Origin of the sequence: Glycomyces albidus (assembly GCF_009451885.1) — a bacterium.
In the GTDB taxonomy this organism is placed as follows: domain Bacteria; phylum Actinomycetota; class Actinomycetes; order Mycobacteriales; family Micromonosporaceae; genus Glycomyces; species Glycomyces albidus.
Genome location: NZ_WIAO01000016.1, coordinates 1 through 23,574, shown reverse-complemented (window position 1 = coordinate 23,574; position 23,574 = coordinate 1). Strand labels below are relative to the sequence as shown.

Here is a 23,574-nt window from a genome sequence, read left to right as displayed (position 1 = left end):
TCAGCCACCGTTCCTCCTCAGGCTCCGCAGGAACAGCTCGGTGATCTGCGCGGCCAGCTCGGCCTCGTTCTCGGGACCTTCGTGCGAGTACCAGTGCGGCAGGTAGTGGATGTCGGAGAAGAAGTGGGCGATGAGGACGGACACGGGCACGTCATCGCGGAACAGCTTCTCCTCCTGCCCGCGGACGATCAGCTCGGCGAACTTGTCGTGGTACTCGCGCCTGCGGCGCTTGACCTCCGCCTGCCGCTCCGGGGTGAGCATGTGCTGGCTGCGGAAGAACACGGTGCCTTCGGGCAGGAAGTCGATCGAGGTGACGACCACGTCCTCGCAGACCGCCCGCAGCACCGACTCGGTGTCGCCGCCGGCGGCCATGATCTCGTCGAGGCGGCGCTTCTGCAGCGACAGCATCCGCTCGTAGATCGCGAAGAGCAGGTCGTCCTTCGAGGTGAAGTAGTGGTACATCGCGCCCTTGGTGACGCCGGCGGCCTGCACGATCTGCTGGACGCTGGTGTTGGCGTACCCCTGCTCGGCGAACAGTTCGAGGGCGGCGCGGAGCACCTCGTCGGCGACGTTCTTGGTCTTCATGGCTCCCATCCTTCACCAGGTGCGGCGGGCGCCGGCGCCGCCGTCCACGAGGATCGTCTGACCGGTGACCCAGGCGGCGTCGTCGGAGAGCAGGAACGCGGCCGGCCCGGCCACGTCGTCGGGCTCCCCCAGGCGCGCAAGCGGGTACGCGGCCGCGGCCTCGGTCTCGCGGCCCTCGTAGAGCGCCTTCGAGAAGCGGGACTTGACGACCGCCGGGGCCAGCGCGTTGACCCGCACCGCGGGCGCGAGTTCCTCGGCGAGCTGCTCGGTCTGGTTGATCAAGGCGGCCTTGGAGATCCCGTAGAACCCGATGCCGGGGCTGGCGGCGGTCCCGGCGATCGAGGCCATGTTGACGACCGACTTGAGCCGGCCGGCGGCGAGGGCCTCGCGGGTCCACGCGAGCGCGGCGATCACGTTGACCTCGAGGATCTTGCGGGCCGCGTCGAGGTCGATGCCGGCGAGGGGGCCGTACGCGGGGTTGATGCCGGCGTTGTTGACGAGGTGGTCGAGCCCGCCGAACCGCTCGACGGCGTGCGCGACGGCGGCCGCCTGGTGCTCGCGGTCGTCGGCCTTCCCCGCGACGCCGGAGGCGCGGTCCTCGCCGAGCTCGGTGACGGCCTCGTCGAGCGCCTTCTTGTCGCGGCCGGTGACGACCACGTTCGCCCCTTCGCTGACGAGGCGCCGGGCGATGGCGAAGCCGATGCCCCTGCTGGCGCCGGTGATCAGGGCGACGCTGCCCTCGAACCTCTGCATGCGATCTCCAAACCGTCTGGTCGGTATGTGTCGGAGCCTAGCATGGCGCGCGCCACCAGTAAACGCTCGCGGGCACTCCGGGAACACGCCACGCGATACCATCACATTCGAACAAACTCGCACATTATCGAAACTGGAGGCAGGGATGACCGCAGGGCTCGACACCCCGGACCGGCGCGGCCGCACCGGGCTCGACCGGCAGGGCCGCGACCTGACCGGCAACCCGGACGTGCGCATCGTCGACGTCGAACTGCTCTCCAGCGACTGGTACGTCCTGCGCAAGACGACGTTCGACTACCGGCACGCCGACGGGACCTGGACCCGCGAGCAGCGCGAGACCTACGACCGCGGCGACGGCGCGGCCGTGCTGCTCTACGACGCCGAGCGCGGCACGGTCGTCCTCACCAGGCAGTTCCGCCTGCCCGCGTACGTGAACGAGCACCCCGACGGCATGCTCCTCGAGGTCCCCGCCGGCCTCCTCGACGGCGACGCCCCGGAAGCGGCGATCCGGCGCGAGGCCGCCGAGGAGACCGGGCTCGACATCGGCGAACCGCACCTGGTGTTCGCCGCGTACATGAGCCCCGGCTCGGTCACCGAGCGCGTGCACTGCTTCGCGGCGCCGTACGACGGGTCGAAGGCACTCGCCGCCCGCGCCGGCGTCGCCGCGGAAGGCGAGGACATCGCCGTGGTCGAACTGCCGTTCACCGAGGCGCTCAAGATGATCCGCACCGGCGAGATCGCCGACGCCAAGACCGTGATGCTCCTCCAATGGGCCGCATTGGAAGGGCCGTTCAAAGCGGAACGCGATCCGCGCCCCGGACTCGGCGAGGCGCCGTCACGACCGGACGTCGCCGTCTCGACGACCGCGGATTGACCCGACCTGATCGACCGCGCCCGGCAGCCCGCTCTCGGCCCGGCGTCGGCGGGCCCAGGGCCCGGAGCCGCGACCGAGGTCGACGCGGACTGCGGTGCGGCTCTCGGCGTCCGGGGCCTGCGGCGGTGTCCTGCGGGTCTTGGTGCCGGCGTTGAAGGTCCCCACCTCACTTCCCGCAGGGCGCGTCCTCGCGGCGCAGGAACGCCAGGCGCGCCCGCTTCTCCCTGAGCTCGATCTCGGGTCCGAGCGTGAACCCGCTGCGCTGCAGGCGGGCCGCGGCCTGCGCGTTCCCGACGTCAGGTTCGACGACGACCCTGCGGTGGGCCGGGTCGTCGAACAGGTACAGCGCGAGCACGCCCATCAGGGCGCCGGTGAACCCGGTCTGGGCCTTGCCGTTCGCGGAGGCCACGAGCAGGTGGGCGCCGATGTCGCCGGGCTCGACCTCGTAGCACTCCCCGACCGGGTCGGCGTCCGGCTCGTAGGTCTGGAAGAGCGCGATCGGCTCCCGGTCGCGCAGGACCAGGAACGCGTGGTGGGTCTCGAGCGAGTCGAGGTACTCGTAGATCTCGAGCACGTACTCCTTCGAATGCCCGGTCATCCCCCAGAACTTGGCGCGGTCCTCGGTGACCCAGCCGTAGATGAGGTCGAGGTCCTCGGCGGGCCTCACCGGGACGATCGCGACGTGTCCGAAGCCGTCGACCTTCTGCTCGAAGACGGCGGGGCGGTCGATCATGCGGTACTCCTCTTGCAGCTCTTGCCAATCCGTGACTACTTTGACGAGTTCGCCGCGCTGCCACAGCGGGAACTGGTCGCACTGGTGCGGGCCCGGCTCCCCGGCCGCTCCGAAGGGGACGATCCAGCGGCTCTGCTCCCGGTCGGCGAGGTCCCACACCCATCTGGCCGCGGGCCCGCGCAGGAAGTCCTCGCTCGCGCCGGGCGCGCCGGAGGTGGAGAGCACGCATTCGCCGTCGCCGCACATGCCCGCGAGCGGCCCGACCGGCTCGTCGCCGGGCGAGGGGTCGTGCCACGCGGCCAACCGGTGCACCTCGCCCCAGGCGACCGGCTCCTGCCGGGCCGCCTGCTCGAGGGCCGCTGCCAGCAGGGCATCGCGGTCGGCCGCATCGACCAGGCGGCGATCGGGAATGGTGCCGTTCAGAGAAGTGCCGTCGAGGGAGTCGCTGTCAGCGGGGGCGCGCAGGGAGTCGCCGTCAATCGGCGTGCGGTCGAGTGAGGCGCCGTCACGGGGTGTGCCGTCAAGGGCGGTGTCGCGATGGGGAGTGCCCTCAAGGGGAGTGCCGTCGAGGACGTGCCGGAGTGCGTACCCGATGCGCGGCAGGAGGGCCAGCCAGGGAGTGAAGAACGCGGGATGGCCGGACGGTTCTGTGAGCGGGCCGAACACCGGCAGTTCGGCGAGGCCGCGGATGAACGCGCGCCTGACGGCGGCGAACGCGGCGGCCTCGGTGCTGGAGGCGTCCATGTGCCGGTCCCATGCGAGCAGCCGCTCTCGGAGGGCCGCGGCCTCGGGGCCCAGGTCGAGGCCGGGGAGCAGATCGAGGAGCACGCCGGCCGTCGGCAGCCACGTGTCGGTGTGGATGCGGGCCATATCGGCTGCGGCCCAGTCGGACCGCTCTTCGAGCAGGGCGCGGATCCGGTCGGCCCGGTCCGGCGGGCAGAACTCGACGCCGAGCCCGGAGGCGATCCCGCGGTCGTTGGCCATGGTCGCGACCCGGTCGACCGCCTTGCGCGGCATGGATTTCCAGCCGCGCCAGGCGTATCGCTCGTCCCAGGCGAAGACGGGGTACTTCAGGTTCTCGCCGTCGCGCTCGGGCACCCGCCCGGCGACGCGGTGCAGGAGCCCGCCGGCCGTGTCGGCGGCCATCACCACGTTGACGGGGAGCACCCAGTCGTCAAGGGCGGCATCGATGTCGGCGACGGTCTTGGCCCGCAGCAGCTTCGGGAGCGCGGCGAATCCGAGGTCCGGCTCGGCGTTCACCGGCCCGCGCAGACTCAGGGCCCCGTCGGGTCCGTCCGCGATCACGGGCCCTCGCGCGGTCTCGAGGATCTCGACGGTCTCCTCGGCGCCTCCGGCGACGGCGATGGTCTCCGTCCGGGTCGCGACCGGTTCCCACCCGCCCGGCCCGAACGCCTCGACCGTGCCGTCGGGCTTCCGGCGGAGCTGCTCCCGGAAGAGGTCCTGCGTGTCGGCCATGGCGTTCGTGATGCCCCACGCGACACCACCGGCGTGTCCGAAGTGGGCGATGCCGGGGACGCCGGGAATGGCCAGGCCCACGACGTCGAACTCGTCGCACGCGAGCCGGATCTGCTGGTAGGAGCCGGGAAGCTGGATGAACCGGTGCGGATCCCCGGCCACGATCGCGGCCCCGGACGCGGTCATCTCGCCGGAGACGAGCCACCCGTTCGACCCGACCGGCTCGGGCCCGTCCATGGCGAACCGGGCGACCGCGTCCTCTCCCAGCGTCTCCCGGACCAGTCGGCGCCAGAGCTTCGCGGGGAATCCCGACCCGAACGTCAGGTGCTCGGCATGCCAGACCGCCAAGGGGGTCCAGGGCTCCCAGACCGCGATCGGCGACCCGGCGTTGACGCCGTCGACAAAAGCCGCGACCCACTCCCGAGTCTCGAGGTCGAGCGCCTCGAAGACCGACACGGCGGTGTCGGTGACGCGGACCTGCCGGATCAGCCGGTCCCAGGGCAGCCACTCGTCACCGTGCAGCGCGGCGGCGGTGCCGGTGGCCCTGCGCCGCAGGTTCTCGAGCTGCCAGGCCCGATCGGTGGCGGCGTTCCAGCCCTGGGCGAACGACAGCGACAAGGCGTCGGGCGCCCGCAGATGCGGGATCCCCCAGGCATCCCGATAGCAAGTGAAGCTCATAATTAGGTTAGTCTAACCTAACACTCAAGACGTTGATCTTGGCACGACGAGAGGACCGCGAATGGGCCACGGCTGGGAAGGCGCAGTACTGAAACTGCTGCGCGCCAAGGACTTCAAGCTCACGGTCACAGGGGCCGAGCAGGTCGCGCCGCACTACCGCCGCGTCTCGTTCACCGACGGCGGGCTCCTCGCAGAAGTCGGCGTGCACCCGACCATGTGGGTCCGCCTGTGGTTCGAGCACGACGGCAAACCCCACCAGCGCGGCTACACCCTCGTCGACCCCGACCCCGCCGCCGGGACCTTCGACATCGAGTTCGCCCTCCACAACGGCACCGCCAGCAACTGGTCCGAGCAGGCCCGGCCCGGCGACACCATTGCCGCCACGGTCTACGGCACCGCCTTCACCCGCCCCGACCCGGCCCCGGATCGCCTCCTCCTCGTCGGCGACGCCGCCTCGCTCCCGGCGATCAACTCCCTCCTGGACGCCTTCCCCGACACCCCCGCCACGATCTGGTTCGAGACCGCCAACGACGACACCCTCCCCTTCCGCACCCGCGACGGCCACGACCTCCACCTCGTCCCGCGCGGCGACGGCACCGCGCTCGAAACCGCGGTCCGCGCAGACCTCCCCGCGCTGGTCAGCCCGTCCACATACCTGTGGATAACCTGCGACGCCCGCACCACCCGGGCCCTGACGGCCTTGGCCCGCAAGGAACTCGGCATCCCGAAAGACCGCTTCCACGCGATGGCGTACTGGCGACCGTGAGCCGGGCCCGCGCAGAAGGTCGCGGGCCCGGCACCCGGTGAGGGGTGTTCGGGGCGAACGCCGGCGGCCTCCGCTCGACGCTCGCCCCGATGGTTCTCGCAGGCGCCGCGAGCGAGTGCACTCGCTCGCGGCCTTGTGTGGCGGCTCGATCGATCCCACTGTGCCGCCCTCCTGCGAGAACCCAAATGAAGCTCGGTTGATGAGGGCTGTTTTTGCTACCAACTACAACACGTCGGGTTGCAGCGCCGCCACAGAAAGTTCTGCGCCTATGGATAACTCGGGGCGGTATGGCCGTTTTGCAGGCTGGGCTCTGTGGATGACGGCGATGGTCACCAGTGGCGGTTGCATGCTTCGACGTGAAGCTGCCACCGCGTTCTGGGTCTGCTGAAGCGACCGATCTCGATCTCCGCGCAGCAGTGCGTGTCGGGCCGATCGGCGAGATGCGCCGGGCAGTCCTCCGCTAGGGCGCGCACCTGATCGCCTTCCATCTCGAACGCGAGCCGGCTCCCGGTCAGCAGCAGGGTGTCGGCGGCGATCGTCCATGCGAGGTGGTCGCGGAACTCCCGGTGCCACCGGGTCCAGTGCTCGTCGTCGTCGACCTCCCGGAACGGCCTGTCGGGCATCGTCACCTTGTGCATTCGCCCCGACCGCAACCGCCCCCGCACCGACTTCCACTGCGATGCCCGGAAGCCCAGACTGTGGTGGAGCATCACCAGATCCAACCGCAGCCCCCCGTACTCGGCCCCGCACATCGATGCACTCGACCGCAGCGGCAGGTAGACGAGACTCCGCGGCGACCGCGCCGCCAGCCACCACGCACTCGCCAGGTCGGCGGCACCTCGCCTGTCCACCGACATGTGCGCCCCGAGCCGCCCCTCGTGCAGCGACATGTGCCCGACCGGCCGCTGCGGCCGAATCACCCGCAACCGCTCGGCCCCGAACCGAACCTCATCAACCACGACCCGCCACTCCCGCCCAGCGAGCCGCACTACCCGGTCTCCTTGAGCCGGAACAGGATCCGCTCGCCTTTGCACACGCTGGACGGGATCAACTCGCCCAAATAGGGCCCTTCGCTCTGGACCCACCCGGCCAGTCCGAGTACCGGCAACTGCGCAGCGCAGGACATGTACAGCCAGAACACGAACGCGCCCGCCTCGCGGAGCGTGAAGCGCCAGGGCGCTGAGCGAGGAGACCTCGAAGGAGGCACGGCAGGGGGCATCGAGCGAGGCATGGCGGGCAGGGCTCTCCGGTGGTGAGGGAAGGAGTGCGGACAGCCTAACCCGGACTCGTGCCGCGAGGGGTTCACCGGAGCTTCACGTACAAGGCGGCCCCCATCCCAAGGTGCGCTCAGGACGGCGCCGCTTGAGCAAGGAACTGGCTGAAGATGTAGGTCACTTGGTCCAGGAACTTGAAACCGCTTGGGGTGTACGTAAAAGCGACCTCGTCGGCGCAGCCCGCCACCATTGCGTTCGAAGGAGGCGGAAGTTCGGTGGTGGAGATGTTCCAGACCACCAGCGCGAGTACGACACAGACCAGTCCGACGCTCACCCATCGGGGGATCCGGTGTTGCCTGACCGGGAGCGCGAGGAAGAACGCCGTAGCAACGAGCAGCGTTCCTGACGTCACCTTGCCGCCGCCGAGCAGCACCACGCCGCACGATGCGGTGACGACGACTGCCGCCCACATCGCCGCTGACTTGAATGCGTCCATAACGGTCCGTCCTTTCACGCACGCCGGGAGGGGTTCTGCCCGGCAGTGCCAGTACATCGCGGGACGCGTTGCGCAGGCGTAAGCGGAAACGGCAATGCGACGGCAACATCCGATGCGGTCCGCTCACGCATCCGCCCGGCCTTCGAACGCGGCCCGTTCGGTCTTCGAGGCGGAAGCACACCGGCTCATCGCGCGCCACCCGAAGTACCGAGGAAGGCCCCGATTCGAACGGATCGACCAGACGCTTCGCCCATCGGTCGGTCGTTCGACCGAGGTCGCGGCTCCGGTGTTCCGTTCGTCGGCCGAAGCGGTGGACGGTCCCGCGCGTCGAACATGGCGGTACAGGACGGCGATCGAACCGCCGTCGAGGAAACCACCGCGAAGAGGAAACACTATGCAGCGCAGACGACTCACCGTCACGGGAGCCGCCGTCACAGCGGCGGCCGCCGCCGCGGCCTCGATGGTCCTCGCGTGGCCGAGCACGGCCGAGGAGGGTCCGGCCCGGGATCGGCTCCAAGCCGACGCCGACGCCATCGTGGCGTTCGGCGTGACCGGCGTGCAGGCCCGCGTCACCGGCGACGACGGCGGCACGCGAGCCGTCACCAGCGGCGTGGCGGACATCGACACCGGAGCGCCCGTGGACGACGAGGGCCTGATGCGGATCGGCAGCGTCACCAAGACCTTCGTCGCGACGGTCGTCCTCCAGCTCGCCGGGGAAGGCGTGCTCTCCCTCGACGACACCGCCGAGGACTGGCTCCCCGGCGTCGTTCAAGCCGAAGGCATCGACGGCGGCGAGATCACGATCCGCCACCTGCTCCAGCACACCAGCGGCCTGCCCGACTACGCCGACCCGCCCGAGCTGGGCACCGAGGAGTACTTCCAGCAGACCCGCTTCGACATCGCCGACCCGATGGAGACCGTCGAGGCCGCGCTCGCGACCGGTCCGGTGTTCGACGAGCCCGGCGAGGGCTGGTCGTACTCGAACCCCGGCTACATCCTGCTCGGCATGATCATCGAGGAGGCCACCGGACACCACTGGGCCAAGGCCGTGCACGACCGGATCGTCCGCCCGCTGGACCTGGACGACACGTTCTGGGCCGGCTTCGCCTCGCAGATGCCCGAGCCGCACGCCGAGCTCTACCACCGGTTCAAACCGGGCGGCGACCTGGTGAACGTCACCGAGTACATCGACCACGACGCCTCCGGCGGCCTGGTCTCCACCACCGCTGACGTCGACCGCTTCATGCGGGCGCTCATCGGCGGCGGTCTCCTCGAACCCGCGGAGATGAGCGGGATGCAGCAGACAGTCCCCGTGACCGGCGAGGGCTACGAGCTGATCTGGCCGGGCGGCGTCTCCTACGGTCTGGGCGTCTTCCGGCTCGGCTTCGACGACTGCGGCGAGGGGCTGTGGGTCGCCGGCGGCGACGTCATCGGCGCGATGACGCGCGCCGCCACGACCGCGGACGGCGAGCACAGTGTGACGGTGTTCAGTTCGGCGCAGCTGCGGGACTCGTTCGAGTCGGCCGTGGGCCAGAACCTCCGCACGAACGATCTCATCGAGCACGCCCTCTGCGGCGAGCAGTGACCTCGGCGGTCGCGAAGCCGGGCGCGAGCCGCGGGTGTCGGGACCTGCCTTGGGTGCACTGACCGCGGGCCGGCCGATCCGGGGGGTCGGCCGGCCTCCGACGCGTCGTCTTCGGCGCCCGGTTCAGGCCGGCTGCCAGGTGACCGAGTCGGGTCGGGCGCCCCCGGTGTGCAGGAATTGGGCGGCGGCGGCGCGGATCGCGTCGAGGGGCAGCTCCGAGTCGCGCGGGTAGGTGCAGCCGTTCCCGTAGTAGCAGTAGACGACCTCGTCATAGGTGCTCAACCGGCCCTTGGAGAACCATCGGCCGTCGCTCCCGTGGAGGTACTGGAGGCCGCCGACGCCGCGGTCGGGGTCGACGCCGATGGAGAGTTCGACGACCGGGTTCTCGCTCTCGCGTTCGGCGATGTAGAGGTTGGCCATGCTGAACTCGTACGGCTGCTTCAGCAGATCGTCGATGACGCGATCGAGCTCCTCGGCGGTCGAGGCGATCACCGGGGTGTCGGAATGCCCCGGTTTGTAGTACGCGCGCACGCTCACATCTGCCTCCTCGGCGTCATCGTAGCGTTCCGGTATACGTTTTCGAGCTCATCGATCCGTTCGCGTTTCGCCAGTGGACCGTGAGCGAGGAGCCGGGCTGGAGGTACTTTGCCAGGAGTCCGTCGCAGCCCAGACGGCCTTCGCACGGCCCGCCGGGGTTGTTGATGACGAGGTCTGCACGCTTGATGTCCTTGTCGCTCATGGCGAGCGCCGCCTTCAGTTCGGCGTGCGACTCGGACCAGAACCCGTTCGGCGGCCTCACCGGCCCGGTGTGCTGCCACATGTGCTCGCGGATGCGGGGCGTGGACTCGTCGTCTCCGCTGGTGAACTCCAGGCGGGTGCCGTCACCGGAATGGAGGACCGCGTGCGTGCGCGGCTGGTGCCCGCGTCTGCGCTCGAAGCCGGGCATCGAGCCGTGGACGCGGCGGGCGTCGAATCGCGGCGGCGGCAGGTTCGCGGCGCCCGAGACCGGCCGGTGGACGCCGGATCCGCGCAGGGCGCCGGTTAACGCCTCGCGCAGTCCGTGGGCCTGTTCGCGGATCTCGTCCAGGACGTCTTTGAGTTGCAGGGCGATCGCGGCGGCTTCGGATTCGAGTCGTGCTCCGATCGCCCGCGCCCGGGCGGCCGAGCCTTCGGCGCCGGCGTTCTCGATCGCGCCGACGAGCTCGTCGCCGTTGGCTTTGGCGGCGTTGATCGCGGCGATCACGGATTCGGCGGTCGAAGCGGCGTTGCCTACGGCGGCGCTGAACTCATCGACGGAGGACATGGGTGACTCCCTTGGGGACGCGGCACCCACCGAGTATCGCGAGCCGGACCGGGGCGCCGTGTCGGATCGACGACACGTTCCGGTCGCAGGTCGACATATGGCACATCGCCGGGCCGACCGACATGCCGCGACGCGCCGCATCGGGGAGTCGGGGGTCGGAGCCGCCTGCGGCCCGCAAACGCGCAGCCGTTCCGGATGAACGGTCAGCTCAGCGTCGCTCGCACGATCCGGCCCGGCCGGTCGTCGGCCTGGGCCGCGAGGGAGCCGTCCGGCGCCCACACCGCCGAGCCGCCCGAAGCGTCCGGGTAGTCGCTGCCCGGACCGGCGAAGCAGCTCATCGCGACCCAGATCCCGTACTCGGCAGCGAGCTTCGGCATCCGCGCGTCGCGGCGCGCCGCGCCTTCCGCGTCGTGCAGGTTCCCGCCGACGTACGCGTCGATGCCGAGCGCGGCGGTCGCCTCGATGTGCGCGTCCAGCTTGCTGTCCCGGCAGATCGCCAATCCCAGCCGCCACCCGTCGAGCTCCAGCACGACCACGCAGTCCCCCGCCGCGAAGCGGCCCTGCTCGGACTCGCCCGGGAACATCTTGCGGTACACCGGCGCGAAGCCCTCCCCGTCGAACCGCACCATCGAGATGCGCTCGCGCCCGTCCTCCACGAGCGGCGCGCCCGCGAGCGCCACCGACCCGGTCTCGGCGCACGCGTCCACGACCACCGCCAGCGCGGGGTCGTCGAGGGACACCGTCGGCGCGCTCATCGCGTACGACGACAGCGACAGTTCGGGGAAGACCACGAGCCGGGCCCCGGCGGCGCGGATCGCCTCCGCGTGCGCGGCGGCGTTGGCCTCGACGTCCCCTGGGCGCAGGTCCGGTTGGGCGAGCGCGATCGAGAGTGGCGGTCGGGGCGAGGATGCGTCCATACCCGCGACTATAGCCAGCTGCCGAAGTACGGGCCGGGCCGCGAATCCTCAGGGGCGCTGAAGAACGAGAACGCTTCCCGGGCCCGGCGCAGCTCGCGGCAGCCGCCCAGGGCCATCCGGGCCCGCGCGAGGCGGGCCCGGAGCCGGCCGGTTCGGGGCCGCTCGGCGCCGTTCACGACCGGACCGCCGCGAACGCGCGCACCGGCTCGGGAACCGGAGCGGGATCCATGGCCGGGGCGGGCGGGGCCGCGGGCGCCCGGACCGCGGCGCGGATCGAGTTCGCCACCAGGAACCACAGCAGCATCGACAGGACCACCAGGAGGACCCGTTGCGGGATGCCGCGCCAGTCGCCGCCGTCGAGGAAGCCCGGCAGGAACGTGTTCACGGTCGTGGTCAGGAACGTCAGCGCCGACAGTGCGGTCGCCCACCAGGTGCCGTGCCGCACCCACGCGGGCGCGCCGGCCTGCCGCATCCGCACCGCGCACAGCGCGGCGACCACGGTGAGCAGCACGAATGCCGCGCCGGCCGTGTAGCGGTGGATCTGCGCCCACCAGGTGAGGCCCGACTCGGGCGTCCCGGTGCGGAACACCGCGGCACAGAACAGCATGACCGCGGTGGCGCCGAGCAGGAACCGGATGAAGCCCTCGCGGGCCAGCCCCACGCCGCGCCCGGCCAGGACCGCGCACGCCGCCGCGAGCGCCAGGACGGACGCCGGGAACAGGACGACCCCGGGCCAGGTGACGGCGTAGCTCGACACCGGGATCGCGACCGGGTCGACCACGTCGGACTGGGTCAGATGCATCACCGCGAAGCCGGCCTGGGAGGCGGCGACCCCCGACATGGCGGTCACTTCGGCTGCGCGGCTTCGGAAGAAGTCTCGAAACATGCGGCGAACGGTAGGTTCCGGGAAGTCCACTTCCCTCAAGCCGAGGCGTGGAATCCGGCCTCATACCCAGGGGTGAGACGGCCCCTTCGATGCCGTACCCGGGAGTGAGGACGCGCAGGTCCCGAGCGGCATACGGTAGTCCCGTGACCGCCGAGACCGCACCGAGAGCGCCAGCCGTCCGCCGGGTGATCAGCTACCTGATCCCGGTCGGACCGGTCGGCTCCGGCACGTGGCGCTGGCGGTTCCGGTCGGTGCTCGCGCTCGTCGGCCCAGGGTCGGTGCCGTTCGCGCTGGCGCTCTATGGGATTCAGAACCAGATCCTGCGCACGAACTACGAGGTGGGTTCGCCGTTCCTGTTCGCCGCGGCCACGGGCGGGGCGGTGCTGCTGGCGCGGTTCCGGCCGTTCGCGGCGTGGCTGGTGGTCATGGGGGTGCTCGCGGCCACCGTCTCGTTCGGTGACGTGGACGGCTGGGAGCCTTGGCCGCTGACCGTCCCGAGCCTGTTCGCGCTGCTCGTGGTGTTCTTCGCGCTCGGCCGCGACCGCCCGATCTGGCTCGGCGCCCTCGCCTGGCTCGGCTACGCGGCGATCGGGAGCTGGGTGGTGTGGGGTGTGAACTCCGGGCGGATCCCGATCTCGTACAACGCTTTCGCGAACGACAACCCCGGCACCGAGAACCTGCTGCTCGGGACGCTGCTCGGGGCGTTCGCGCTCCTCGTCGGGTTGACGGTCCGCATCTGGCGGCAGGGCCGCGCCCGCGTCGCCGAGGAGGAGCGGGTCGCCGAGGACGAGCGCCAGCGCCGCCGGCTCCTGGAGGAGCGGACCAGGATCGCGCGGGAGCTGCACGACATCGTCGCGCACCACATGTCGGTGATCGCGGTCCAGTCCTCGACGGCGGAGTACCGGCTCGCGGGGTTGGGCGAGGACGCGCGGGCGGAGTTCCGGTCGATCAGCGACCAGGCGCGCGAGTCGCTGGCGGAGATGCGGCGGCTGCTCGGGGTGCTGCGGAGCGAGGACGAGGCGGGTGCGCGCGAGCCGCAGCCGGGGCCCGAGGCGCTGCAGGGGTTGGCCGAGTCGGTGGTCCGGGCCGGGACGCCCGTGGACCTGGTGGTCGGCGACCTGCCCGCGGAGCTGCCGGAGACGGTGGCGCTCACGGTGTTCCGGGTGGTCCAGGAGGCGTTGAGCAATGTGGTCCGGCATGCGCCGGGCGCGCATGTGGACGCGTCGGTCGCCGCCGAGGAGGGGTCGGTGGTGGTTACGGTGGTGAACGGGCCGCCGCCCGGCGGCCCGGCCGCGTCGAGCCGTGACGGTTCGGGACTGGGTCTGGTCGGCATGCGGGAGCGCGTCGCCCTCGACGGCGGGGACCTCGAGACCGGGCCGACGCCCGAGGGCGGTTTCCGCGTCCGCGCGGTGCTGCCGATCCGTTCGACCGCAGAGGAGTCCGCGTGACGATCAAGGTGCTCATCGCCGACGACCAGGCCATGGTCCGTGCCGGGTTCGCGGCGCTCCTGAACGCGCAGGAGGACATCGACGTCGTCGGCGACGCCCCGGACGGGGTCGCCGCGGTCACCGAGACGACCCGGCTGCGTCCGGACGTGGTGCTCATGGACGTTCGCATGCCCACTATGGACGGACTTGAGGCGTCGAAGCGGATCCTGTCCGCGCCGGCGGAGCGGCGGCCGCGGGTGCTGATGCTCACGACGTTCGACATCGACGACTACGTCTACGAGGCGCTCCGCATGGGCGCCAGCGGGTTCCTTCTCAAGGACGCCCCGCCCGGCGACCTGATCGCGGCGGTCCGGGTGGTCGCGGCGGGGGACGCGCTCCTCGCGCCGTCGGTGACGCGGCGGCTCATCGAGGAGTGCTTCAAGTCCCGGCCGGCCCTGCGCCGCTCGTCGCGTCTGGACGCGCTCACGCCGCGCGAGGAGGAGGTCCTGCGCCTCATCGCGCGCGGCCTGTCGAATCCCGAGATCGCGGCGGCCCTGTTCGTCTCGGAGCAGACCGTGAAGACGCACGTGGGCAAGGTCTTCGCGAAGCTCAACCTCCGCGACCGCGCCCAGGCCGTCATCTGCGCCTACGAGACCGGCCTGGTCACCGCAGGCGACCCCCGCGAGTCCTGACCGTGCACCGCCTCCGGCGCACTCGAACTTCTCGAGTCCACTCGAATGGCTGAACCTCGGCCGCCGGCCCGGGGTTGACACCGGGGACTGTCGGACCCGCGCGCGAACCTCGCACCTGTCTTCTCCCCGAGTGGGTGGGTGGGTGGGGACTGGGGATGGACGTTCACGTTCAGGCCGAGCACGCGCGCGTCGACGCGCACCGCCCACCGGCTCGCCGCCAATCCGCCGCCGCGTCCCAATGGAATGTCGCCCCCACCGGGCACCTTTGAAACCGGGGGCGCCTGTGAACCGACACGCCCGACCCCGGGGGCCGGATCCGGCCAGGCCAATCCGCGCCGACTCGCCCCGGAGGCCCTGCCCAGTCCGCCGCCTCTCCGCGACCGTGCCAGCCCGGCGGGCCGGAATCCGGAGCTGGAGACCCGTCGGCACCTCCCCTGAGCAGCGGGGTCTCTGCATTCTCAGAAAATCTCGCCCGCCTATTGGAATGGATCATTCCGCTCTGCTAAGATCGGAACAACTGATTCCGTTCCGTAAAATTTCAAGGAGTACCCATGCGCATCCTGATCACCGGCGCCACCGGAACCGTCGGCCGCAACGTCGTCGAGCAGATCACCGCCTTCGACCCGACCGCCGAGGTCCGCGCCCTGACCCGCAACCCCGAGGCCGACCTTCCCGAGGGCGTCAAAATCGCGGTCGGCGACCTGGCCGCGCCGGAGACGCTCACCGAAGCGTTCAAGGACGTCGACGCCGTCCACTTCATCAACTTCGCCGGCGAGCAGTACGGCGCGATCCCCGACCCGGCCGCTATCGTCGCCCTCGCCGCGGAGGCCGGCGTCCGCCGCGCCACCGTCCTCGGCGGCATCGCCACGGGCCCCCTCGAGCAGGCCCTCTCCGCCAGCCCGATCGAGACGACCTACCTCCACCCGGTCGAGTTCATGTCGAACGCGCTCATGTGGTGGTCCGCGCCGATCAAGGCCGAGAGCCGCATCCGCGAGCCCTTCGGCGACCGCCTCAGCGCGATGGTCCACCCCGCCGACATCGGCGCCGTGGCCGCCCGCGTGCTCCTCGACGGCGGCCAGGACGAGCAGACCCTCGTCATCACCGGCCCCGAGGTCCTGACCATGCACGACAAGGTCCGCCTCATCGGCGAGGCCGTCGGCCGCGAGATCGAGTTCGTCGAGCTCACCGTCGAAGAGGCCCGTGAGAAGTGGACGAGCGAGGGCATGCACGAGGGCCTCATCGCGTTCCTGATCGAGGCGCTCGGCAACACGCCCCCGGAGGGCAGGACCGTCGCCGACACGGTCGAGCGCATCACCGGCCGCCCCGCGCGGACGTTCGCGCAGTGGGCGACCGAGAACGCGGAGGCGTTCAAGTAAGGGGCACAACGAAAGCAGGGCGGCGTCCGATCCGGACGCCGCCCCTTTTGGGTTGAATCTGTGAATTCAGAGGTTGGGTAGCATTCCTGAAACCTCATACCACTTAGAACGATATTCACTGAATTACTTCCATCTTTAACTTTGCGGCATTTACCTCTAACCTCCTTGTATGGCATGGCTCACCCATCACCTCGGGTGAGGACCGCAACCAGCGGTCGCACCCGGCCTGCCATGACGGCCGCGAACCCCGCCGGCCGTCGATGCCCCACCCGAAAGGCATACATCACATGAAACGCCAACGCGTGCTTGCAGTCACGGCTGCCGGCGCCATAGCCACCGCTCTCTCCCTCGCCGCCGGCGCGGCACCCGCCTCCGCCGAGATCCTCGACGCCAAGGCCGCCGACGCCCGCGCCGACCTCCTCGGCAACGTCTCCCCCGGCCTCATCGCCGAGCTCTCCGACACCTTCGGGCTCACCGAATCCGAGGCGTACGACCGCCTCGCGGTCGAAGCGGTCGCCGCCGACCTCCTCGAAGAGGTCCCGGACTCCCTCGACGCCTCCTACGGCGGCCTGTGGGTCGACGAGTCCGCCGACGAGATCCTCGTCGCCACCACCGACCGGACCGAGTTCACCGAGCTGCGCGCCGAAGGGGCCACCCCCGTCCTCGTCGACCACGGCCTCGGCGAACTCGAAGCGGCCGGCTCGGCCCTCGACGCCCTCGCGATCGACGGCCTCTACGGCCACTACGTCGACCTCGAGAAGAACACCCTCGTGATCGAAGCGGCCGACGAATCCGTTGCAGCCGAAGCGATCGACGCGGCGGGCCTCGACCCCGACATGGTCACCGCGGCCACCGCCGAAGCGCCCGAACTGTTCTTCGTGCGCGGCGGCGACGCCTACATCGTCGAGAACTCGTGGCGCTGCTCCGTCGGCTTCTCGGTCCGCCAGGGCTCGACCCCCGGCTTCGTGACCGCGGGCCACTGCGGCTCCGCCGGCGACCAGGTGACCAGCGGCGAAGCCGCCCCCGGCACCTTCCGCAACTCGGTCTTCCCCGGTTCCGACCGCGCCTGGGTCGCCGTGGGCTCCAGCGAGCCCCTGTACGACGACGTGAACATGTACTCCGGCGCCCGCGACGTCGCCAACGCCAACCAGGCCGCCGTCGGCTCCTCCATCTGCCGCTCCGGTTCGACCACCGGCTGGCACTGCGGGACCGTCCAGGCCTTCAACCAGACCGTCCGCTACGCCGAAGGCGCCGTCTACGGCATGACCCGCACGAACGTCTGCGCCGAGCCCGGCGACTCCGGCGGCTCGTTCATCACCGGCAACAGCGCCCAGGGCATGACCTCGGGCGGCTCCGGCAACTGCCGGACCGGCGGTGTCACCTACTTCCAGCCGATCGGCCCGGCCCTCTCCGCATGGGGCCTGACCCTCGTCACCAGCTAGTACCGCACTGAACCGGGGACCGGCCGTCGTCGAAACGGCCGGGCCCCGGCCCGTCCGGCGACATCACCCGCAACCGACCGGCCCGGCCACCTCCGCACGGGGTCGGCACTGCAACGCCCGGCAGCTGGCGGGCATGGTCCGAGCCGCATACCGAGTTCATGAGCGACGGCGCAAACGGCAGCCGAAGCGCCCCCCTCGGTGACGCTCCCTTCGCGTCCGATCAGACCTCGGCCACCGCGGTGTCGAACCCGCGGACCTCGGCCTTCCACCGCACCTCGGCGCCGACCCACGACGCGGCCCGCTCAACAGCCGCGTGCAGATACTCCCGGTCGGCCCGGGCGTCGTCCCACTGCGCGGCCTCCACCACGAGATCACCGTTGCTGCGGCGCAGCGCGACCCGCCCGGGCAGGTCGCTGCCGACGAACACCGGCAGACAGTAGTAGCCGAACGTGCGCTGCGGCTCCGGCACGTAGATCTCGATCTTCCAGCCATGGCCCCACAAGCGCTCCATGCGCTCGCGCAACCACACGAGCTGGTCGAACATCGACACCGCGACCGGCCGCTCGGCACCGGTGAGCCGGGTCCGCCTCACCTGCGGGTCGATCCAGGCGCGGGCCTTCCAGCCCTCCACGGCGACCTGCTCGACCCCGAGCTCGCGCAGCACCCGCTCGGTGTCGACGATCTTGAGCCGGAAGTAGTCGGCGACGTCCTTGGTGGTGCCCACGCCGAGGTTCCGCAGCGCCGTGGACACCATGTAGCGCAGGCACTCCTCGTCGTCGGCGTCCCACAAGTGCTCGGACGGTATGGCGCGCTCGGCGAGCTGGTAGACGCGCTTGAAGCCGCCGATCCGATCGGTGCACGCGACGTCGCCGTACCAGAGGAGGTGCTCGACGGCCCGCTTGTGGTCGGTCCGGAAGTTCCAGCTGTCGCCCATGTTGGTGACCGACCCGTTGCCGCGGTGCATGGCACCGTTCGGGAAGTCGGACACGGTGATGGCGCCGCGCTCGCGCAGGAGCGCGATGACGTCCGCTTCGGCGGCCGCGAGGTCGGGGGTGTGGTACCGCTCGCGCCACGCCTTGCGCCGCCGGGCCATGTAGGGCCACGCGGACACCGGCAGCAGGGACATGGCATGCGCCCAGTACTCGAACGCGACGGGCGTCCTGCGCCGCTCGAGGCTCCGCACCGCCTCGTCGACGTCGAGGCCGCGGGCGAGCAGCGTCAGCTCGTGCGCGCGCCGCACGGCCGAGATCGTGTCGAGCTGGATGCACCCGAGCCGCTCCAGGACGGTCTTGAAACGCGTGGCCTTCGGCCGCAACTGCGCGGCGATGGCGATCCGCCGGGCGTCAGCCAGCCGCAACGATTCAGGCACTGCACCCGTCCTCTCCAGAACCAATGACGATCGCCCCCGACGCTACAACCGGGGTACGACAACTCCGTACCGCGCCCGCACACCGGCTCACACCATCGAGGGACACCGCGGCCGCGGGCCCGGGTTCCTGTCACACCCGCCCGGGAGGATCGCACCTATCTTCCCCGGGGCGGGTGGGGGCTCGGGATGGCACTCCTACTACCCCGCCCACCCCGCCCTTCGGGCGGCGCACGTCACGCCGCGTTCGGCGCCACCGCGACCGCGCCCGTCTCCGCGCGCGGATCGGCCGCGCCCTCCGCGTGCCCGTCCCCGTCGACCTCGATCAAATGCGCGTGCCCGAAGCCGCTCCCCGCCGCGGCCGGCTCGACCGCGAACCCGCGCTCCCGCAGCCCCGCGCCCCAGCGTTCAGGGCTGCCGTCCTCCAGCTCGACATCGGTCGCGTACGCGCCGTCCCAGGTCCCGAACCCGGTCTCGCCCGGGAACAGCCGCCACCGCGGCGCGCCCACCGCAGCCCCGACCGACTCGCCGCCGTGCAGCACCCGCGCGATCAGCTGCGACACGATCTGCGGCTGCGAATCCCCGCCCATCGACCCGGCCACCAGCCGCAGCGACCCGTCGGCCCGCGTCACCAGCGCCGGCAGCAGCGTATGCGGCGGCCGCCTGCCCGGCCCGTACTCGGCCGGATGCCCCGGCTCGAGACTGAAACCGACCCCGCGGTTCTGCAGGCCGATCCCCGTGCGCGGCTCGAAGACCCACGTCCCGAACCCGGCCGCGTTCGACTGGATGTACGAGACCCCCATGCCGTTCCCGTCGAGCACCGCCATGTACGTCGTGCCGCCCGCGGCCTGCCGCACCGGCACCTCCGACTTCGCGTCCGGTCGGATCCGGGCCGCGCGCTCCCCGGCCGCGGCCAGCAGGTCCGCGACGTCGGCGCCGTCGAACAGCCGCTCCGGCCGGTCGTACCCGGCCTGCCGCGACGCCTCGACCAGGTAGTGCGCCCACAACGGGTCGCCCGGGTCCGAGGGCAGGTCCAGCCGGTCGGCGATCGCCAGTGCGAGCAGCAGCAGGTACCCCTGCGAGTTCGGCGCCGCGGACCAGATCCGGTGCCCGAACGCCTCGACGCTGAGCGGCTCCTCCCACTGCGCCTGCACCGCAGCCAGATCGGCCTCGGTGAACAGTCCCTGTCCGAGCTCGACGAGCCCTTGCCCGAAGTCGCCCAGGTACAACCCGTCGCGGCCGCCCTCGGCGGCGGCCCGCAGCGCTGCGGCGGTCCGCTCGCGCTTCACCGTCGCCCCGGCTTCGAGCCCGACCAGGTCTTCGGCGCCCTCGACGCCGTCGAGGAGCGTCCCGGCCTTCGCGAGCATCGCGGTCGCGGGCCAGCCCTGCGACGCCAGCTCGATCGCGGGCGCGAGCAGCTCCGCCATCGGCCGGGTCCCGAACCGCTCGTGCAGCGCGAACCAGCCGTCGACGCAGCCGGGCACGGTCGCCGAGCGGATGTCGTTCCGGAATGGCATCGCCCGGTGCCCCTCGGCGCGCAGCGCCTCGGGATCGGCGCCCGATCCGGCCCGGCCCGAAGCGTTCAGATACGCCGGAGTGTCCTCGCCTGGGACGTGGACCAGGGCGAACAGGTCGCCGCCGAGTCCGCACAGGTGCGGGGCCACGATCGTCAGCGCCGCACCGGCGGCGATCGCGGCGTCGACGGCGTTGCCGCCGTTCGCGAGCACGTCGGCGCCGATCCGGCTGACGTGCGGATCGACGGAACAGACCACACCCTGGTCGACCACGGTGACTCCTTTGCGCAACCGCCGGCAGCGCGCCGGGCGGGGGACGGGATCGCGCCGAACCGCAGGTCCGGCACCGCCCGAAGCCTACCTTGCCGCGCGGCTAGTGACGAGTGTCCCCGCTCGCCTGCGAGATGCGGTACGCGCGCCGGAACCACTCGACGTATCCGATGGCGAGGAGCGCCAGCACCCCCAAGTGCTGCAATGCGTTCAGCTCCCCGAACAGCACCAGCGCGATGACGCTGAACACGACCAGGGTCCGCACCAGCGCGCCCGCGAAATCGCCACGCCGGCCCTTCGCGATCAGGTCGCGGCGGCACGCCCCCGGCAGGACCAGCAGCGAACGGACCCACCCGGCGGCGTACAGGGCACCGGTCGCCCCGAGGAGCACCCATGCGGCGACCGGTGACGCCGGCAGGATCCAGTCGACCACGGTGAGCGCCACCGCGGCGCGCAGCGCCCACTCGTACCACCGCCACGGCCACCGCCGCAGCGTCATGTCATAGGTCCGCTGCGCCTCAACGGCATCGGCCTCGCCGAGCGAATCCCGCCCCGCGGTCTCCCACGCCGTCCGCACCCCTGAGCTGAGCCGCCCGCGCGTCTGGAGGACCTCCGCCAGGTCGAGCCGCGCCGCCGCATTCGCGGGCTCGAGTTCGACCGCCCGTTCGTAGTGGCGCTGGGCGCGCCGGTGCCGCAGGTGGTAGTCGTAGATCCGGCCGGCGATGTGCTGCACCCACGCGTCATCGGGCGCCCGCTCCAGCCCCTTCTCGACGAGGTCCCTGGTCGAGGCGAACTCCGCGTCCTGGTACTGGACCCACGCGAGCTGCATGTAGTACCGGCCGTTGTCGGAAGTCGTCTCGATCGCGGCCCACAGCGACGCGGTCGCCTCCTCCGGCCGCTCCAGCTCGAACAGGATGTTCGCCCGCAGCCACATCGCGTCGGCGTTCTCGGGCTCCTCCTCGACCGCCCGCCCCGCCCACGTCAGGGCGTCGGCCTGCCGGCCGGCCATGTGCAGGCACCAGGCCAGCAGCAGGGCCGAGACCGAGCGCTCACCGAACCGTTCGACGCCCCGCTCGAGGACTTCCGCGGCCGCGTCGTACCGGTCCTGCTCGATGAGGTCGTGTGCGCGGCCCTCGACGGCACCGGAGATGAAGCCCGGCCAGGTCCTGGCCACCGCCTTGAGGACCTGCCCCTGCGCCCGCGGGGGCACCGCCCCCGTCGCATCGGCGGCATCACGCATTCGCGACTCCAGATCAGTGCTTGGGGTATCGGCGTTGGGGTACCAGGTCCGGACGCGAGACACGGTTCCACGACATCGGACCGCGTGCCGGTGCTCACGACGGGTGCTTTTGTCCGCCGACGGACCTAGCATAGAGGTGGACCGCGTCCACCTGTACGCCCAAGTCTCTTGTACGGTGGAGTTTCCGCGGTGGGGACGAGAGGAAGAATCGGAACTGGTCATGGAAGAGCCGACACAACCAGCTGACTCAGCCGGCCCGATCTCCTCGACGGTGCACCGGTGGCGGCGCCTCGCCGTCCGACACGACCTCGAGTGGAGCGAGCTCCTGCTCATCGCGCTCAACCTCTACGGTCTGCGCGGCAACAACACCGAGGGCATGCGCCTCCGACTCAACTCGGAGGACGAGGAGTTCATGCTCGTCCTCCCGGCCGACCGCGCGACCTCGCCGTTCAGCCTCCGCGCCCACGTCGACCCCTCCTCGCCGCAGCACGGCCTGAGCGAGCTGTGCGTCGACGGCACCCCGGTCGCCGAGATCATCGAAGCCGAACCGGGAGAAGAGGTCCGCGGTTACCTTCGCGCCGAAGGCACCGCCGCGACACTGCTGCTCCAGGCCGACGTCGACTCCGCCGACCTGGTGAAGTGCTACCGCGATCTGCTCGAGGCCCTGGCCTCCGACCTGGCCGACGACGGCGAACGGCACCTCTTCAACGAGGTCACCCTCTCCGCCGGCGGCGCCCGCGACGAGCAGCTCGTGGTCGAGCACCTCCTCGCGGTCCGCGAGGCCATGACCGCCGAAGGACTCCCCGAGTCCACGACCCTCGGCGTCCTGACCCCGGCCCTGCGCACCAAGGCCGCGTTCGATGAACTCGCCGAGAAGGTCGGCCCGATCCTGCTGTTCCTCACGACCGAGACGTACAAGGACGACAGCGCCGAAGTCGCGGCCGAACCGATCGTGCCCGAGGACGCCGCTGCCGCCGACCCGGTCATGCCGGTCGCGAGCCGCCAGTCCGAGCGCCTCTCCGAGATCCTCTCGGCCGCACGCGAAGCCGGCCACCGCACCTCGTTCACCTACACCGTCGGCAGCGAACCGCTCGACGAGATGCGCGCCTGGCTCCTCCCGCTCGCCGAGCAGACCACCATGTGGCCGTCGCTGACGATCCTCCCCGCAGAGACCCCCGTCGACGACTCCCAGCACGTGGCCGCACCCGATGAGCGCCTGGACTTCTTCCTCGAGGCCCGCCGCCTCCTGGAGCAGATCTTCGCGCCCACCCAGCTCCGACCGCAACCCTGGCGCTGCTACCGCGGCCTCTGGTACCGCCAGCACGCCGGAGAGCACCTCGAAGGCCCGTACGTCTAGACCGGGCTCGATTTCGCAAGCGACAGAACAAGTACGACCCCAGGGGACTTCGCGTGACAACGCGGAGTCCCCTTCTTCATGAGCGGAACGACAGTCCCTCGGCTTCGCGACAGTTCCACCGACGGAACCGGAAACGCCACTCAACCTCACTCAGGGCGATCATCGGCCGCGCACTCTGCCAGCCCTCAATTTCCCGATATCGCTCCTGGTCGCGCAAAGGCCTGAAAACACAAATGGCCCCCACCGCTAAGGTGGAGGCTTTCGACAAAACGAAGACACAGAAAAGGCCCGACACACTGTGTCGGGCCTTTTCGTTATGAATAATGTTTGGCGGTGTCCTGCTCTCCCACACCCCCTCGGGTGCAGTACCATCGGCGCTGGAAGCCGTAACGACCGGGTTCGGAATGGGACCGGGTGTGTCACTTCCGCTCTCACCACCAAACAAACCCTTGAAACCACACGGTCTCGAAGAACCTGCCTGGTCCTGAGCACACGGTGTGTTGTCTCAGAATCGCATAGCGTGCGTGAATGTCTCGTTCTATCCGGCTTTCGCTGGCCGTAGTGTTGTGTTAAGTTCTCGGCGGTTAGTACCCGTCCACTCCAAACCTTGCGGCTCTTCCATGT

The 23,574-nt window shown here is 70.8% G+C and carries 20 protein-coding genes and 1 rRNA gene; 8 read left to right on the top strand and 13 right to left on the bottom strand.

Features of this window, described 5'->3' with window-relative positions:
• Window positions 1–585, bottom strand: a complete 585-nt coding sequence (locus GFD30_RS14120; protein WP_153025849.1) for a TetR/AcrR family transcriptional regulator — start codon at window positions 583–585, stop codon at window positions 1–3.
• Between the two features lie 12 nt (window positions 586–597).
• Entirely contained in the window at window positions 598–1,338 is a 741-nt protein-coding gene (locus GFD30_RS14115; RefSeq protein ID WP_153025848.1) for an SDR family oxidoreductase, read from the bottom strand.
• Window positions 1,339–1,483: 145 nt separating this feature from the next.
• On the opposite strand from GFD30_RS14115, the gene GFD30_RS14110 reads away from it, so the two are divergent.
• The gene (locus GFD30_RS14110; RefSeq protein WP_153025847.1) at window positions 1,484–2,212 is read left to right on the top strand and encodes an NUDIX domain-containing protein; all 729 of its coding nucleotides are present in this window, start codon (window positions 1,484–1,486) and stop codon (window positions 2,210–2,212) included.
• A 166-nt stretch (window positions 2,213–2,378) separates the two neighbouring features.
• On the opposite strand, the gene GFD30_RS14105 is transcribed toward GFD30_RS14110, so the two are convergent.
• The gene (locus GFD30_RS14105; RefSeq protein WP_153025846.1) at window positions 2,379–5,099 is read right to left on the bottom strand and encodes a GNAT family N-acetyltransferase; all 2,721 of its coding nucleotides are present in this window, start codon (window positions 5,097–5,099) and stop codon (window positions 2,379–2,381) included.
• Window positions 5,100–5,160: 61 nt separating this feature from the next.
• Between GFD30_RS14105 and GFD30_RS14100 the strand changes: the two genes are divergently transcribed.
• Window positions 5,161–5,865: a siderophore-interacting protein gene (locus tag GFD30_RS14100; RefSeq protein ID WP_153025845.1), complete on the top strand. Its 705-nt coding sequence runs from the start codon at window positions 5,161–5,163 to the stop codon at window positions 5,863–5,865.
• A 329-nt stretch (window positions 5,866–6,194) separates the two neighbouring features.
• On the opposite strand, the gene GFD30_RS14095 is transcribed toward GFD30_RS14100, so the two are convergent.
• On the bottom strand, window positions 6,195–6,854 hold the full coding sequence (locus tag GFD30_RS14095; RefSeq protein ID WP_227996289.1) for a hypothetical protein: 660 nt from the start codon (window positions 6,852–6,854) through the stop codon (window positions 6,195–6,197).
• 358 nt (window positions 6,855–7,212) lie between these two features.
• On the bottom strand, window positions 7,213–7,575 hold the full coding sequence (locus GFD30_RS14090; protein WP_153025844.1) for a hypothetical protein: 363 nt from the start codon (window positions 7,573–7,575) through the stop codon (window positions 7,213–7,215).
• Window positions 7,576–7,969: 394 nt separating this feature from the next.
• Between GFD30_RS14090 and GFD30_RS14085 the strand changes: the two genes are divergently transcribed.
• Complete coding sequence (locus GFD30_RS14085) at window positions 7,970–9,160, top strand: serine hydrolase domain-containing protein (RefSeq protein WP_194201975.1); 1,191 nt, start codon at window positions 7,970–7,972, stop codon at window positions 9,158–9,160.
• 123 nt (window positions 9,161–9,283) lie between these two features.
• Here the strand turns inward: GFD30_RS14085 and GFD30_RS14080 are convergent, their stop codons facing one another.
• The 4 genes from GFD30_RS14080 to GFD30_RS14065 all read right to left on the bottom strand — a co-directional run bounded on the left by GFD30_RS14080 (window position 9,284) and on the right by GFD30_RS14065 (window position 12,266).
• Window positions 9,284–9,697 carry an Imm1 family immunity protein gene (locus GFD30_RS14080; RefSeq protein WP_153025842.1) on the bottom strand — a complete coding sequence of 138 codons (414 nt, stop codon included), beginning with the start codon at window positions 9,695–9,697 and terminating at the stop codon, window positions 9,284–9,286.
• A gap of 16 nt (window positions 9,698–9,713) precedes the next feature.
• Window positions 9,714–10,463 (bottom strand): DddA-like double-stranded DNA deaminase toxin, encoded by a 750-nt coding sequence (locus tag GFD30_RS14075; RefSeq protein ID WP_153025841.1) that lies wholly within the window; start codon window positions 10,461–10,463, stop codon window positions 9,714–9,716.
• A gap of 203 nt (window positions 10,464–10,666) precedes the next feature.
• Window positions 10,667–11,380: a carbon-nitrogen hydrolase family protein gene (locus GFD30_RS14070; RefSeq protein WP_153025840.1), complete on the bottom strand. Its 714-nt coding sequence runs from the start codon at window positions 11,378–11,380 to the stop codon at window positions 10,667–10,669.
• A 172-nt stretch (window positions 11,381–11,552) separates the two neighbouring features.
• Entirely contained in the window at window positions 11,553–12,266 is a 714-nt protein-coding gene (locus GFD30_RS14065; RefSeq protein WP_153025839.1) for a DUF998 domain-containing protein, read from the bottom strand.
• Between the two features lie 143 nt (window positions 12,267–12,409).
• On the opposite strand from GFD30_RS14065, the gene GFD30_RS14060 reads away from it, so the two are divergent.
• The 4 genes from GFD30_RS14060 (at window position 12,410) to GFD30_RS14045 (ending at window position 17,203) form a co-directional block, all read left to right on the top strand.
• Window positions 12,410–13,714: a sensor histidine kinase gene (locus GFD30_RS14060; RefSeq protein WP_194201974.1), complete on the top strand. Its 1,305-nt coding sequence runs from the start codon at window positions 12,410–12,412 to the stop codon at window positions 13,712–13,714.
• Window positions 13,711–14,385, top strand: a complete 675-nt coding sequence (locus GFD30_RS14055) for a response regulator transcription factor (RefSeq protein ID WP_322633238.1) — start codon at window positions 13,711–13,713, stop codon at window positions 14,383–14,385. Before GFD30_RS14060 ends, GFD30_RS14055 begins: the two co-directional genes overlap by 4 nt.
• Window positions 14,386–14,936: 551 nt before the next feature.
• Window positions 14,937–15,761: an NmrA family NAD(P)-binding protein gene (locus tag GFD30_RS14050; protein ID WP_153025837.1), complete on the top strand. Its 825-nt coding sequence runs from the start codon at window positions 14,937–14,939 to the stop codon at window positions 15,759–15,761.
• A 287-nt stretch (window positions 15,762–16,048) separates the two neighbouring features.
• A complete protein-coding gene (locus GFD30_RS14045) occupies window positions 16,049–17,203 on the top strand; it encodes a S1 family peptidase (RefSeq protein ID WP_153025836.1) in 1,155 nt (384 codons plus the stop codon).
• Between the two features lie 220 nt (window positions 17,204–17,423).
• Here GFD30_RS14045 and GFD30_RS14040 read toward each other — a convergent pair whose 3' ends face one another.
• The 3 genes from GFD30_RS14040 to GFD30_RS14030 form a co-directional block, all read right to left on the bottom strand.
• Window positions 17,424–18,572: a DNA glycosylase AlkZ-like family protein gene (locus GFD30_RS14040; protein WP_194201973.1), complete on the bottom strand. Its 1,149-nt coding sequence runs from the start codon at window positions 18,570–18,572 to the stop codon at window positions 17,424–17,426.
• 233 nt (window positions 18,573–18,805) lie between these two features.
• Window positions 18,806–20,356, bottom strand: coding sequence for a gamma-glutamyltransferase family protein (locus GFD30_RS14035; protein WP_322633237.1), 1,551 nt, complete (start codon window positions 20,354–20,356; stop codon window positions 18,806–18,808).
• A gap of 100 nt (window positions 20,357–20,456) precedes the next feature.
• Window positions 20,457–21,593 (bottom strand): tetratricopeptide repeat protein, encoded by a 1,137-nt coding sequence (locus tag GFD30_RS14030; RefSeq protein WP_194201972.1) that lies wholly within the window; start codon window positions 21,591–21,593, stop codon window positions 20,457–20,459.
• Between the two features lie 220 nt (window positions 21,594–21,813).
• On the opposite strand from GFD30_RS14030, the gene GFD30_RS14025 reads away from it, so the two are divergent.
• Complete coding sequence (locus tag GFD30_RS14025; protein ID WP_194201971.1) at window positions 21,814–22,950, top strand: hypothetical protein; 1,137 nt, start codon at window positions 21,814–21,816, stop codon at window positions 22,948–22,950.
• Window positions 22,951–23,275: 325 nt separating this feature from the next.
• Here the strand turns inward: GFD30_RS14025 and rrf are convergent.
• Window positions 23,276–23,392, bottom strand: a 5S ribosomal RNA gene (gene rrf / locus GFD30_RS14020).
• Window positions 23,393–23,574: the final 182 nt, after the last annotated feature.